The sequence below is a fragment of the Sphingomonas sp. STIS6.2 genome (genome assembly GCF_000732685.2).
GTDB classification, from domain to species: domain Bacteria; phylum Pseudomonadota; class Alphaproteobacteria; order Sphingomonadales; family Sphingomonadaceae; genus Sphingomonas; species Sphingomonas aerolata.
Genome location: NZ_JPDP02000004.1, coordinates 1 through 13307, shown reverse-complemented (window position 1 = coordinate 13307; position 13307 = coordinate 1). Strand labels below are relative to the sequence as shown.

Here is a 13307-nt window from a genome sequence, read left to right as displayed (position 1 = left end):
GATCATGAACCCGCATCTGACATCCGGCATCGACGTCGCGCTCCTGGTCCTCTGGGCGTTCGCCTTGTTCTTCCTCGTGCTCGTCTTCTATTTGCGCCGCGAGGATCGGCGCGAGGGCTATCCGCTCGAGGACGAACTGACCGGCCGGCTCGATACGGTCGGTGGCCCGCTGCATACCGCCTCGACCAAGTCGTTCCTGCTGCCCTTCGGTCGTGGCCGCGTCACGGCGCCGACCCAGGGGCGCGAGCCCGTCGACATCGCCGCGAGGCGCACCGACCGGTTCGCGGGCGCCCCCTATGCGCCGACCGGCAACCCGCTCGTCGACGGCATCGGTCCCGCCGCCTGGGCCGAGCGCGCGCGGCATCCCGATCTCGACATGGAGGGGCATCCGCGGATCGTCCCGCTCAGCGTGGCGTCGGACTATGTGGTCGCGGTCGGCGATCCCGACCTGCTCGGATGGCCGATGCTGGGCGCGGATGGCGTGGTCGCCGGGACGATCGACGATCTGTGGATCGACCGCGCCGACCGGCTGATCCGCTACATGCAGGTGTCGGTCGGTGGCCGCGCGGTGCTCGCGCCGATGATGATGGCCAAGGTCGATCGTCGCCGCCGCCGCGTCGTCATCGACGCGCTGCTCGCCAGCCAGTTCGCCGACGTGCCGCCGATCGAGGCCGCCGACCGGATCACGCTGTACGAGGAGGAGCGCGTCCAGGCCTATTTCGGCGGCGGCTATCTCTATGCCACGCCCGCACGTCAGGAGCCGCTGCTGTGACCGAGCATGACGTCGAACCGATCCCCGGCCTTCCCGGGGTGCCCCCGCCCGGTGAGCGGATCCTGTGGCAGGGCTCACCCGACTGGCGGGTGCTCGCGCGCACCGCCTTCCACACCCGACTGGTCGCGGCCTATTTCGCGGCGCTGACGCTGTGGGCGCTGGCGGAGGCCGGACGGCAGGGGATCGACGGTCCGCGGGACCTCGTCGGAGCGGCGATGACCGCGATCGTCGGGCTGCTGGGGGTCGCACTGCTCCACCTGCTCGCCTGGGGCGCGGCGCGGACGACGCTCTATACGCTGACCACCCGCCGCGTGGTGCTGCGGATCGGCATGGCGCTGCCCAAATGTATCAACCTGCCGCTGACGCTGATCGGCGCGGTCGATCTCGCGGAGCGCGCCGACGGGACGGGTGACATGCCGCTGACGGTCACCGGCCGCTACAAGCTCGGCTATCTCGCCTTGTGGCCGCACGCCCGGCCCTGGCGGATCGTCACGCCCCGGCCGATGCTCCGCGCCGTGCCCGAGGCAGCGACCGTCGCCGCGCTGATCGCCCGGACCTGCCTGACGGTGCACCCGACAGGGCAGTTGGCGGCTTCCGACCCAGCGCAGCATGCGCCGGCCGGCGGCGTCTTCGCCAAGGCGCAGGCGGCATGAGCGGCACGCATCGCCATCCGGACCTCGTCCCGCGCACCACGCTCATCGGCGCCGGCGCGTTGCTGGCCTTCACGCTCGCGGCGACGAGCATCGTCCGGATCGCGAACATCGCCCCGGCGGCCTCGCCCGTGCTGATGCGCGAACAGGCCAGGATCGCCCCCGTCGCGTCGCGCGACCTGCGCTTCGTCGACCGCGCCGATGGCTCGGTGGTGATCGGCAATGCGCGCGGCGGGACCGTGGCGGTGATCGCGGCGGGGCAGAAGACCGGGTTCGTCCGCGGCGTTATGCGCGGCCTCGCGCGCGACCGGCGCGCGCGCGGGATCGACAACCGCCCCCCCTTCACGCTGACGCTCTGGCGCGACGGCGAATTGTCGCTGACCGACACCGCGACGGGACGGACGATCGAGCTCAGCGCCTTCGGCCCGACCAACCGCGCGACCTTTGCCGCGCTGCTCCCCGCACAGGCGCCCAGGACATGACGCTGCTGCGGTCCACCCGTTTCGACACGCCCTGCCGCGTCGAGATCGAGCATAGCGACGCGTTCCTCTGCGCGCATGTCGTGCTGGCGGGCGATGTCGCGATCGGGCCCGGCGACCGGGTCCGCGTGCACGGCGCACCGATCCGGGTCGGTTTCGGCGAGCGCTGCGTGGTCGACCGGATCGCCACGGTCGAACGCGCGGGTCTGGCCGGGCGGCTGTGGACGCAGTTCGCCGGCCATTTCGCGATGACGGAATTATACGAGGTCAGCTTTTCGGATCGGACGATAGCATGAACAGGATCACCACCCTCGCCCCCGCGCCGCTCGCCGCCCCTCTCGCCGCGTCGCCCGCGCCCCTGCCCGATACGCCCCTGCCCGATACATTCGCGATCGCCCGCGCCGACACCGTCCTGTCGCCCCGCTTCTATACCACCGATTTCGCGGCGATGGACCGGATCGACGTCTCGGCGGTTCGCGGCGAATGGGATGCGCTGATCGGCGAGATGGCGAGCGACCCCAACCGCCTCCATTTCAAGCGCACCGCCGCATTCGACGGCGTGATCGAAAGCCTCCCCGACGGCCTCCGCGAAGAATTCACCGATTTCCTCGTCAGTTCGCTGACCGCCGAGTTCTCCGGCTGCATCCTCTATGCCGAGATCGCCAAGCGCGTGACCAATCCCGACGTCAAACAGCTGTTCAAGTTGATGAGCCGCGACGAGAGCCGCCATGCCGGCTTCATCAACGACACGCTCAAGGATGCTGGCATCGGCGTCGATCTCGGCTTCCTCACGCGGACGAAGAAATACACCTATTTCCGGCCGAAATTCATCTTCTACGCGACCTATCTCAGCGAGAAGATCGGCTATTCGCGCTACATCACCATCTACCGGCACCTCGCCCAGCATCCTGAGCTGCGTTTCCATCCGATCTTCGACTGGTTCGAACTTTGGTGCAACGACGAGTTCCGCCACGGCGATGCCTTTGCGATCCTGATGCGAACCGATCCGAAGCTGCTGCGCGGCGTCAACCATTGGTGGATCCGCTTCTTCCTCGTCGCGGTCTATGCGACGATGTACGTGCGCGATCACAACCGGCCCGCCTTCCACACGGCGCTGGGGATCGACCCGACCGACTATGACATGCGCGTCTTTTCAATCTGTTCGGCGATCACGCGGCAGGTGTTTCCGGTCGTGCTCGATACCGACAGCCCGCGCTTCCGCATCGGGGTCGAGCGGATGCGGCGGATCGCGGGCGCGATCGACGCGGCCAAGGCGCGCGGCGGCGTGGTCGGGCAGATCCAGCGCCTCGGGCTGACCGCCGCCGCCGCCGTCAGCTTTGCCTGGCTGTATCTCACGCCGGTCAAGCGCAACACCGCGCCCGCGACGGTGCGGCTGGTCCCGGCGTGGTGAGCGTCCCCCCGCTGCTTTTCGCGCTGCTGATGTGGTTTATCGGAACCGCCGCGGTGGTCTGGCTCGACAGCCGCCCCGCGGCGACGTTCCGCACCAGCCTGACGCTGGCCGGGCTGGTCGCGATCGCCGCGGTCGCGCTGGTCGGGTCGATCGCCGACGATGCGAGCGCCGGCGCCGCCTATACCGGGTTCGCCGCGGCGATCCTGATCTGGGGCTGGCACGAAATGAGCTTTCTCATGGGGGCGGTCGCGGGTCCGCGTCGCACCGAATGTCCGCCCGACGCGACCGGCTGGCCCCGCTTCCGCGCCGCGACCGCCACCGTGATCCATCACGAGCTCGCGATCGCCGCGACCGCGATCCTGCTCTTCGCGGTCAGCTGGGGCGGACCGAACCAGGCCGCGCCGCTCACCTTCCTGCTGCTGTTCGTGTTGCGGCTGTCGGCCAAGTTCAACCTCTACTTGGGCGTGCCCAATCTCAGCGACGAGGTGTTTCCCGCGCATCTGGCTTATCTCAAAAGCTATTTTCGCAAGCGCCGGCTGAACGCGCTGTTCCCGGTCTCGATCCTGGCCAGTGGCGCAACCGCCGCCTGGGCATGGACGGTGGCGGAGGCCGCCCCCACCGGCAGCGGCGCTGCGGCCGCGGGTACGCTGCTCGCGGGGCTGGCGGTTCTCGGGCTCGTCGAGCATCTGTTTCTGGTCCTGCCGATGCGCGATGCGCGCCTCTGGCGCTGGGCCGCTTCCTCCACACGAGCGGCACAGGCCGCCATCACCGACGGACGGGGACGATCGCATGGACTATGAGGCATTTTTCGAAGGTGAACTCGCGGCGCTCCGCGACGATGGGCGCTACCGGGTGTTTGCCGAGCTCGAGCGCACCGCGGGCGCCTTTCCCGCCGCCGAACAGGTCATCCGCCGGACCCGGCGACCGGTGACGGTGTGGTGCTCGAACGATTATCTCGGCATGGGCCAGCATCCCGCGGTGCTCGAGGCGATGCATGCGACGATCGACCGGTGCGGCGCGGGCGCGGGCGGGACGCGCAACATCTCGGGGACGACGCACAGCCATGTGCTGCTCGAGGCCGAACTGGCGGATCTCCACGCCAAGGAGGCGGCGTTGCTCTTCACCTCGGGCTATGTCTCGAACTGGGCTGCGCTCGGCACGCTCGGCGCGCGGCTGCCCGGCTGTGTCATCCTGTCCGACGCGCTCAACCATGCGTCGATGATCGAGGGCATCCGCCACAGCCGCGCCGAGGTGCAGGTCTTCACGCACAACAGCCCCGATGATCTCGATCGCCGGCTGTCGCAACTCGATCCGTCGCGGCCCGAGATCGTCGCCTTTGAAAGCGTCTATTCGATGGACGGCGACATCGCGCCGATCGCCGAGCTGCTCGACGTGTGCGAGGCGCATGGCGCATTGTCCTATCTCGACGAGGTGCACGGGGTCGGTCTCTATGGTCCGCGCGGCGGCGGCGTCGCCGAGCGCGAGGGGCTGATGGACCGCGTCACGGTGATCGAGGGTACGCTCGGGAAGGCCTTTGGCGTGATGGGCGGCTATATCGCAGCGTCGGCGGCGCTGTGCGATTTCGTCCGCAGCTTCGCCAGTGGCTTCATCTTCACCACCGCCCTCCCCCCCGCGCTCGCCGCGGGCGCGACCGCGAGCATCCGCCACCTCAAGGTGAGCCAGGTCGAGCGTGCGCGGCACCGCGATCGCGTCGCCACCGTGCGCCGCCGGCTCGACGCCGCCGGCATCCCGACGGTCGACAATCCGAGCCATATCATCCCGGTGATGGTCGGCGATGCGCACAAGTGCAAACGGATCAGCGACTGGCTGCTCGAACATCACGGCATCTACGTCCAGCCGATCAATTACCCGACCGTCCCCGTCGGCACGGAACGGCTCAGGCTGACGCCGTCGCCGGTGCATAGCGATGCCGATATCGACACGCTGGTGACCGCGCTCAGCGAGATCTGGTCGCAATGCGCGCTGGCGCGGCGGGCGATGGCGGCCTGACCGGGTGCCGTCGGCGTCTAAGTGGCGCCGACGGCTCTGGACCGGCGCCGCCGGGCGTCACGCCGCGAGGTGTTTGTGCATCCGCCAGCGCCCCAGCGCGACAAGCGCGATCACCACGGGCACCGCCGCCGCGGTGGCGACGTCATGATGGACGCCCGGAATGGCGGTCAGCAGATAGCCGATGAGCGACACCAGATAATAGCTGATCGCGACGACGGAGAGGCCCTCGACCGTCTGTTGCAGCCGCAGCTGCACCGTCGCGCGACGGTCCATCGACACGAGGAGGTCGCGATTCTGCTTGCTGAGCGCGATGTCGATCCGTGTCCGCAGCAGCTCGCTCGTCCAGGCTGCGCGTTGCGACAGATCCTCGAGCCGGGCCGAGAAGGAATCGCAGGTCCGGACCGCAGGCACCAGCCGCCGTTCGGTAAAATCGCCCAGTGTCTGATAGCCGCGCACCCCGCCGATCCGCAGGCTGGCAAGACGGTCGGTGCTCAACTGCGCATAGGCGCGCGTCGCGCTCATCCGATAGCGTGTCTCGGCGACGAGGCGGGCGAGACGGGCGGACAGGTAGGTCAGCTCGTCGAGCAGCCGGTCGTCTTCGGATGTCCGTTCGGAGACCGCCTGGGTCAGATGCGCCAGACGCGATTCCAGATCCGTGACGCTCGGCGTCAGGCGCTGCGCCAGCGGCAGGCCGAGCAGCGCCATGTTCCGGTAGTTGCCCAGTTCCTGAAGGCGCATGACGAGCTGCGCCGGTTCGTCCCGCTCGAGTCCGCGGTCGAGCACCAGCAGCCGCCCATAGCCGTCGGGGTTAAGCCGGAAATCCGACACGATCCGGCCTGCCCCGTCCGCGACATCGCACAGGATCGTCGCTTCCGATGCAAACCAGCGTTCGAGATCGTCAGGTGTCGGATCGCCCGCCGCGCGCGGCACCAGCGCGATCTGCGTTGCCCGGATGATCGCACCGGGCAGGTCCTTGAATATCGCCGACAGCGCGGGCTCGAACGGGCCAGGATCGAACAGCGACGGCGCGTATCGCGACGGCGTGCCGGCGGCGGCCCCGGCTCCGGCTTCTGCCTCAGCCTCGGCCTCGCCCGCACCGCCGCGCAACAGCGTATAGGTCGCGAATTCCGTATGGCGCTCCCACACCAGCGTTACCGGCCCCAGGCCCAGCACGCCGTATTTCCCCGCCACGGGGACGATCTCGCGGCCCTGCTCGGCCAGCGTCGCGATATGCGCGCGGGCCGCGTCCGCCGCCGCCTCCTCGAGCACGGTCACGATCTGCACCAGCCGGCACGGCGCGGCGAAGCGCGGCAGTCGCCGAAGATGCATCTCCTCGGCCAGCGCGGCGCGCAGCGGGTGATTGTGCATCGTCAGGCCCGCCTGGCCGATAGCGGTGAGATCCGCGCCCCCGGCGGCGCGGACCGCATCACTTTGTGTCCGTCATCGCCGCCGGCCGGGAAAAGGCGGCCGGCACCGCGACGCCGGCGCCCGGTCCACCCTCGGGCACCGCGCGGGCGATCGACGCGCCCCTCAGGATCGGCGCCTGGTCGATCATGCTCACCCCGCCCAGCGGCTTGTTGATGCCCTGGTGACAGGTGGTGCAGTTGACCTTGTAGGGATCGCCATGCGGCCCCTTGCGATTGTCAGGGAAGATCGGTTGCAGCGGTGTGATGTAGGTCTGGTTGATGTCGCGGACCATGCGGATACCGTAATAGGCCGTGCCCCGCTGCGCGCTGCTGAGGTTCCAGGAGCGGAACGACTGGCTGTTATGGCAATAGGTGCAATTGACCCCCAGCGCGCCGCTGACATGCATCATCAGCCCATAGGATTTCTCCGCCGCCTTGATCGAGACGATATGGTTGGCGTTCGGGAACGCGCTGCTGCTGGCGACCCGGATCTGCGCCCGTCCGCCAAGATATTCGGCAAAAGGATCATAGGGCAGCGAAGCATAGCCGACATTCGGGTTCGGCGCGTTCTGGCCATGCCGGTTGCCCAGAACCTTGCCGGGCTCGGGCGTCCCCTCGGCGATCGCCCATTTATACGCGGGCACCGCATTGCCGCGATGGCAGGTGTAACAGGTCACCCCGGTCTGCTTGACATGGGTCGCCCAGCGTCCGTTGATCGCCTGCGTCATCTGCAGCATCCGGCGAGCGACGATCTTGGTGTACTTCTCGTCCGACGCCATGTTTTCCGGGTTGTGACAGTAATTGCATCCCTGTTCGGGCGGCGCGACCCACTGGGTCATCTCGGCCATCAGATGGTCGAACCGTTCGCGGCCCAGCCCGGCGAGCACCTTCACATTCTCGTAGCTCTCGCCCGCCGTCGGACCGCCCTCGGGCGGCAACGGATAGGGCGGCTCTGGGATCGTGCTGGCCGCCGCGATCAGCTTGGGGTTGATGATCTGGTTCAGTCCGGCGCCGCGATAGCCCGTCTGCGTCGCTGTCTTGGGGCCGATCTCGCACCCCCCGAGCAGGACGAGCGCCACGCCGAGCACCATAGTCCTGGTGGGCGTCTTGGTGGGTAATGCGGTCATCGTACACCTCCCGGAAGCAAGGCGGGATCGACGACGCCGGTGTCCGGATAGCCCGGCGCATAGCCGTGCAGCACCGCCCAGAGATACCAGTTGTCGACCACGGTCCCGGTCAGCAGGATCCCGATCGCGCCCGTCAGCGGGGTGAGCACCGCGAACCACCAGGCCCAGCGATGGATCGACTCGGCGGTCGCGTTGAACCCCATTGTCCACCGCCAGAACAGCGCGCCGCGCTCGAATGCGGTGCCGCGGTCGGTGATCTGCTCGATCTCGCGCTCACCGCCATAGCGGCCGATCGCCAGCACCGTCGCGCCGTGCATCGCGAACAGCATCGTCGAGCCATAGAGGAACGCGATCGAGAGACAGTGGAACGGGTTGTAGAACAGATTGCCGTAGCGGATCGAGAAAGCGGCGGTCCAGTCGAGATGCGGGAAGATGCCGAACGGCACCGCCTCCGCCCAGCTGCCCATCAGCATCGGCCGGATGAAGCCGAGTGTCAGGATCAGCAGGATCCCCGCCGCGAACGCCCAGGCGACATGCGTCCCCATGCCGAGCGCACGCGCGCGTATGTACGTCCGCACGAACCACAGGATCAGCGACGCGCTCATGAAGAAGCCCGCCATCTGCCACCAGCCGCCTTCGGCGAGCGGCATCAGCAGCTTGAACCCCCATTGCGGGCCGGGCGGCTCGAGCGCGAGCCAGGGAAGCTGGCGCGCGAACTGGACCGGGTCCCAGTTGACGCTGGCGGCCATGTTCAGCCCGATGATCTCGAACGACAGGAACGCACAGATCAGCGAGGCGAGGCCCAGCCTGCCGAGATAGATCGGACCGATCTGGGCCGCGCCGAGCTTGCCCATCCAGTAGTTATAGGTCCCCGTGCCGACCCGCGGAAAGCTGCCCGGGGGAAGCCGCGGTCCCGCCTCGAGCGGACCGCGCAGCTGCACCTGGGTGAACATGTTCTGATAGCGCGCCATCGCCATACCCCCTTCAGGACCAGATCGGCAGGTTGAGCCACCACGTCCACCATTCGGGCCAGCCGCGCGTCCAGAGCGGCCCCGAGATGATGATGCAGATCGCGCTCCAGAACCCCGCTGACAGCGCAAGGAACAGGCCCAGCCGGTGGATGCCGAGCGTCCCGATTGAATAACCGATCGTGTCGCGGAAGAACGCGTCCTCATATTCCGGCGACTTGACCGGCTCGCCCTCCGCCGGGTTGACCGCGGACAGCACGAGCGCGCCGTGGAACGCCAGCGCGCCCCCGGTCGTGAAGAAGAAGCTTACCGCGAGCATGTGCGCGGGATTGTAGTGGAAATGGAGATATTGGTAGCCGGTGTTCGACACCCAATCGAGATGGCTGAAGATCCCGTACGGAAAGCCGAAGCCCCATGCGCCGAGCAGCCACGGTCGGACGACGACCAGCGAGACGTAGGCGAAGATCGCAAAGCCATAGGCAAAGGGCACGTGATAGCCCATGCCGAGCTTGTTGCAGATCTCGACCTCGCGCAGCGCCCAGGACACGAAGGCCACGATCGCGCAGATCGTGATGACCTGCCAGAACCCGCCCTCGCGCAGCGGCGCCAGCCCCAGGCCATAGGCGATGTCGGGCGGCGCGATGCTGATCAGCCAGGGATTCCAGCTCGGCCCGAGCGAGGCGGCGTAGAAGATCAGCAACGTGCCGAGCAGCGCGGAGATCGCGGTCGTGACGCCGAAGAAGCCCACGTAAAAGGGCCCGACCCAGAAGTCGAACAGGTCGCCGCCAAGCAGCGTCCCGCCGCGCACCCGGTATTTTCGCTCGAAGCTCAACAGCGCCATGGCACGTCTCCGTTTCCCCGTTTCGTCACGGCATCCCGTCACGCCGTCCCATCACCCCGTGCCGATCGGCCGGGGTCGGGACTGCGGTGGAGCCAGGGGGTATGGGAGGACGGGTTCGGTCTGCCCCCGTCCTCCGCAACCGCCGATCGTCGCATCAACTGCCCGCGGGCGCGGTGACGGCGGGCGCTTTGTGCGGGCCATCGAGCCAGTTGAAGCGATCGGTGCTGAGCAGGATGAAGTGGATCAGCAATGCCAGCACCAGCAGGAACGTGAACAGAGCGACGAGCGAACGCCGCGGATCGAAGATCAGCCAGATTCTCCACATGACGTGGTTCCTCTCATTGGTTTGCGATTAGGGCGTGCGGCTCAAAACCAGGGGCGCCAGTTCCAGACCAGGAAATGCGCGATGACCGCGACGACGGTGAAGATCAGGAAGCTGGTGATGAACAGCTTGTGAAACTCCTTGGCCTCTTCGGGCGTGAGGTAGGTGCCAAGCCCCATCCTCTCGTCCTTGTCTCTCAGGTCGCTCATGATGACGTCTCCGTTGTTCCCGAGGAGAAGGGGAGCGTGAATCGCGCTCCCTGGATCCAGGCGGACCGGATGCCCGCGAGGAACGAGTCACCCGCATCGGCACCGCTGGGGCCGGACGGGAAAGGCAGTGCCGGGGTCATCGCCCGCGGCTTTCGGTGATTGCGTGCGCGAGGCGGTCCGTGCTGATCGACGCTTCGCCCGCGCGCCGCGCGCCGCGTTCGGCCGCGTCGCGGATGCGCTTGGCGGCAGAGATCCGCACCAGCACCGGCTCGCGCTCGATCACCGCGTCGAGCGCGGCCTTGGCATCGTCGTCCCAGGCCACGTCGCGCTCGATCCGCGCCGGCGTCGCCTCGACCTGGTCGAGCTGTCCGGCAAGCGGAAGGATGTGGAAAAGCGCGTCGAACAGCGCGTTGCACACTTCCTGGATCAGATAGGTCGCGCCGGCATAGCCCATGAACGGCGTACCGGTGTGCCGGCGGATCACCGCGCCCGGGAAGCTCGCCGGGATATAGACGCCCCGCGCGCCGGCCTCGGCCATGTACATCCGCTCGTTGAAGCTGCCGAAGACGATCAGCGGCGGATTCGTGCGGATCGCCTCGATCACCGCCTGGTTGTCGGGCTTCACCCCCGCCGAGCGCGCGATCGCGAAGTGGCAGGGCAACCCCATGTCGGTTTCGAGGAAATTGCGGATCCCCCGTGTGTAGGTTTCGGTCGCGACGATGCCGAAGCTCGCGGTGCCGAAGAAATCCTGCGTGACCGAGCGCCAGAGATCCCAGAGCGGCTTGATCGTCGTGTGCTTCTCGCGCGCGATGAACGGTTCGGGATCGAGCCCGAGCAGCTCGCCGAGTTTGCGGAGGAACAGCGTCGTGCTCTCCAGCCCGATCGGCGCCTGCAGATACGGGCGCTCGAGTATCTCGCACAGCCCGCGCCCGAATTCGCGGTACAGGCAGACATTGACCTGCGCGTCCGCCAGCTTGCGGACATCGGCGAGATGGCTGCCGAGCGGGAAGACCATGCCCACATCCGCGCCGATCCCCTCGATCAGGCGGCGGATCTCGGCGAGATCGGAGGGCATGTTGAAGCTGCCGTACATCGGCCCGATGATGTTGACCCTGGGGCGCTCGTCGGGCTTGGGCGGACGCGGCGCGGGCACCTTTTTCGGTCCGAACTGCGTCCACAGCCAGGTCAGCGCGCGGTCGCCCGACTGCCATTGATCCTCGTCGATCGTGCGCGGCAGGAAGCGCTGGATGTTGGTGCCCTCGGGCGTGACGCCGCCGCCGATCATCTCGGCGATCGACCCCGTCACGACGACCGCGGGCAGATCCGGATCGAGCGTCGCCCAGGCGCGCTTCATGGCGCCTTCGGTGCCGTCGCGCCCGAGCTCCTGCTCGCCGAGGCCCGTGACGACGATCGGCAGTTCGTGCGGCGGCAGCGCGTCGGTATAATGGAGCACCGAGGTGACCGGGAGATTCTCGCACCCCACCGGCCCGTCGATGATCACCTGCAATCCCTTGATCGCGGTGAAGGCATAGACCGCCCCCCAGTAACCGCCCGCGCGGTCATGATCGAGGATGAGGGTCATAGCCCGACGCTTTCTTCGGCCTTCGCCGCAGCGATGCGTTTGGCGGCGTATTTCGCCTTGAACTCGGGCCGGTCGACCGGCGTGTCTTCCCACACACCCGCGGTCGCGCCCGTGCCGACACCGTCGAAGAACGCGGTCATCCGGTCGAACCGCGCCTGGTTGGCAAGCGCCGCGTTGACGACCAGCGCAAGGCTCCCCGCCCCCGCCGGCCCCATCAGCGGCCGCGCCGAGATGAGGTTGGTGAAATAGAGCGCCGGGATCGCCTTCTGCTTGGCGTGCTGCACCACCGGCGTGGTGCCGATCGCGAGATCGGGGCCGAACGCGTCGACCGCGGCGAGATCCTGTTCGAGGCTCGCGCGATACTGGACCTGCACGCCGCGGCTCACCAGCCAGTCGCGATCGGGTTCGGACCACGGCGTGCGCGGGCAGGCGGTGCCGACATAGGGCACGTCCGCGCCACTCTCGATCAGCAGCCGCGCAACGAGCAGTTCGGAGCCTTCATAGCCCGACACGGTGATCCGCCCCTTGATCGGCCGTGCCGCCAGCGCGCCGCGTATCGCCGGGAGGACGCGGTTCTTCGCCGCATCGACCCTGTCCTGCGCGATCCCGCACGCCGCGCCGATCGCGTCGAGCCACGCCGCGGTCCCGTCCGCACCGACCGGCGCCGAGCCGACCACCGTCCGCCCCGCCGCTTCGAATTCGCGCACGCTGGCGGTGTAGAAGGGGTGGATCGCCGCCACCACGGCGCAGTCGAGCGCTGCATAGAGCTCGCGCCATTCGCGGGTCGGGACGACCGGGCCGGCCGCAAGGCCCAGCGGTTCGAGCAACAGCCCGATTCCTGGCGGGTCAGCCGGGAACATCTCGCCAAGGAGAGTCACGCTCGGCCGGTCCGGTCGTTGCTTTGGCGCGGCGACGGGGCCGCTCTCGGCCTCCTTGCGTGCATAGGCGAGCATCGCGCCCGCCAGCACGTCCTTCGCCTCGGCATGCGTCGGCACGCCGAAACCGGGGACGTCGATCCCGATGATGCGCACGCCATTGATCTGGTCGGGGAGCAATTGCAGCGGCACGCCCGATGCGGTCGGCACGCACAGATTGGTCACGATGATCGTGTCGTACAGAGCCGGATCGGCGAGCTGGTGGACCGCGTCGCGGATGTCCTCGAACAATTTGCCCGTCACCAGCGTCTCGGACGAGAAGGGCACATAGCCGACGCTGCGTTTCGCGCCGTAGAAATGCGACGTGAAGGTCAGGCCGTAGACGCAGCAGGCCGAGCCCGAGAGGACGGTGGCGGTGCGGCGCATGCGAAGCCCCACGCGGAGCGATCCGAACGCGGGGCACATCGATTGCGGCTGGTCGTGCGGGCCTTTTGGGTAGTCTGCGTCGTAGCGGGCTAGGATATCGGACTTTCCCGCGAGCTCTGCAGCGTCGCGGAGGGTGGTGCCGCTGGCGCAACTGCTCCCCTCCCCTTCAGGGGAGGGGCTGGGGGTGGGGACGTTCCTAATTACGTCCCGCACTCGGTCGGGCACGGGG

15 protein-coding genes are annotated in these 13307 nt (G+C 68.1%); 7 read left to right on the top strand and 8 right to left on the bottom strand.

The annotated features are described in order from the left end of the window. Window positions 1–4: 4 nt before the first annotated feature. Genes puhA through hemA form a run of 7 tightly spaced genes read left to right on the top strand, consistent with a single transcriptional unit; the run spans window position 5 to window position 5322 of the window. Window positions 5–772 carry a photosynthetic reaction center subunit H gene (gene puhA / locus sphst_RS00470; RefSeq protein WP_056409379.1) on the top strand — a complete coding sequence of 256 codons (768 nt, stop codon included), beginning with the start codon at window positions 5–7 and terminating at the stop codon, window positions 770–772. Next, window positions 769–1425 carry a photosynthetic complex putative assembly protein PuhB gene (gene puhB / locus sphst_RS00465; RefSeq protein WP_056409377.1) on the top strand — a complete coding sequence of 219 codons (657 nt, stop codon included), beginning with the start codon at window positions 769–771 and terminating at the stop codon, window positions 1423–1425. The genes puhA and puhB overlap by 4 nt, the downstream gene beginning before the upstream one ends. Continuing rightward, window positions 1422–1904, top strand: coding sequence for a photosynthetic complex assembly protein PuhC (gene puhC, locus sphst_RS00460; protein WP_056409376.1), 483 nt, complete (start codon window positions 1422–1424; stop codon window positions 1902–1904). The genes puhB and puhC overlap by 4 nt, the downstream gene beginning before the upstream one ends. Further along, window positions 1901–2197, top strand: a complete 297-nt coding sequence (locus sphst_RS00455; protein ID WP_031439820.1) for a hypothetical protein — start codon at window positions 1901–1903, stop codon at window positions 2195–2197. The genes puhC and sphst_RS00455 overlap by 4 nt, the downstream gene beginning before the upstream one ends. After that, the gene (acsF, locus tag sphst_RS00450; RefSeq protein WP_107044994.1) at window positions 2194–3312 is read left to right on the top strand and encodes a magnesium-protoporphyrin IX monomethyl ester (oxidative) cyclase; all 1119 of its coding nucleotides are present in this window, start codon (window positions 2194–2196) and stop codon (window positions 3310–3312) included. The genes sphst_RS00455 and acsF overlap by 4 nt, the downstream gene beginning before the upstream one ends. 29 nt (window positions 3313–3341) lie before the next feature. Beyond that, window positions 3342–4112 carry a putative photosynthetic complex assembly protein PuhE gene (gene puhE / locus sphst_RS00445; RefSeq protein WP_197976207.1) on the top strand — a complete coding sequence of 257 codons (771 nt, stop codon included), beginning with the start codon at window positions 3342–3344 and terminating at the stop codon, window positions 4110–4112. Then, entirely contained in the window at window positions 4102–5322 is a 1221-nt protein-coding gene (gene hemA, locus sphst_RS00440) for a 5-aminolevulinate synthase (RefSeq protein WP_031395431.1), read from the top strand. Before puhE ends, hemA begins: the two co-directional genes overlap by 11 nt. Window positions 5323–5379: 57 nt before the next feature. Here hemA and sphst_RS00435 read toward each other — a convergent pair whose 3' ends face one another. From sphst_RS00435 to bchY, 8 genes are all read right to left on the bottom strand, one after another. Then, window positions 5380–6690, bottom strand: a complete 1311-nt coding sequence (locus sphst_RS00435; RefSeq protein WP_051916536.1) for a DUF3422 domain-containing protein — start codon at window positions 6688–6690, stop codon at window positions 5380–5382. A gap of 58 nt (window positions 6691–6748) precedes the next feature. Continuing rightward, window positions 6749–7855, bottom strand: coding sequence for a photosynthetic reaction center cytochrome PufC (gene pufC, locus sphst_RS00430; RefSeq protein WP_031395429.1), 1107 nt, complete (start codon window positions 7853–7855; stop codon window positions 6749–6751). Beyond that, a complete protein-coding gene (gene pufM / locus sphst_RS00425; RefSeq protein WP_031395428.1) occupies window positions 7852–8826 on the bottom strand; it encodes a photosynthetic reaction center subunit M in 975 nt (324 codons plus the stop codon). Before pufM ends, pufC begins: the two co-directional genes overlap by 4 nt. Before the next feature lie 13 nt (window positions 8827–8839). After that, entirely contained in the window at window positions 8840–9664 is an 825-nt protein-coding gene (gene pufL / locus sphst_RS00420; protein WP_031439813.1) for a photosynthetic reaction center subunit L, read from the bottom strand. Between the two features lie 154 nt (window positions 9665–9818). Further along, window positions 9819–9989 carry a light-harvesting antenna LH1, alpha subunit gene (gene pufA, locus sphst_RS00415; protein WP_081874173.1) on the bottom strand — a complete coding sequence of 57 codons (171 nt, stop codon included), beginning with the start codon at window positions 9987–9989 and terminating at the stop codon, window positions 9819–9821. Window positions 9990–10030: 41 nt separating this feature from the next. After that, a complete protein-coding gene (pufB, locus tag sphst_RS00410; protein WP_081874172.1) occupies window positions 10031–10195 on the bottom strand; it encodes a light-harvesting antenna LH1, beta subunit in 165 nt (54 codons plus the stop codon). Between the two features lie 136 nt (window positions 10196–10331). Beyond that, the gene (bchZ, locus tag sphst_RS00405) at window positions 10332–11777 is read right to left on the bottom strand and encodes a chlorophyllide a reductase subunit Z (RefSeq protein WP_056409370.1); all 1446 of its coding nucleotides are present in this window, start codon (window positions 11775–11777) and stop codon (window positions 10332–10334) included. After that, window positions 11774–13291 (bottom strand): chlorophyllide a reductase subunit Y, encoded by a 1518-nt coding sequence (gene bchY / locus sphst_RS00400; RefSeq protein WP_056409368.1) that lies wholly within the window; start codon window positions 13289–13291, stop codon window positions 11774–11776. The genes bchZ and bchY overlap by 4 nt, the downstream gene beginning before the upstream one ends. Window positions 13292–13307: the final 16 nt, after the last annotated feature.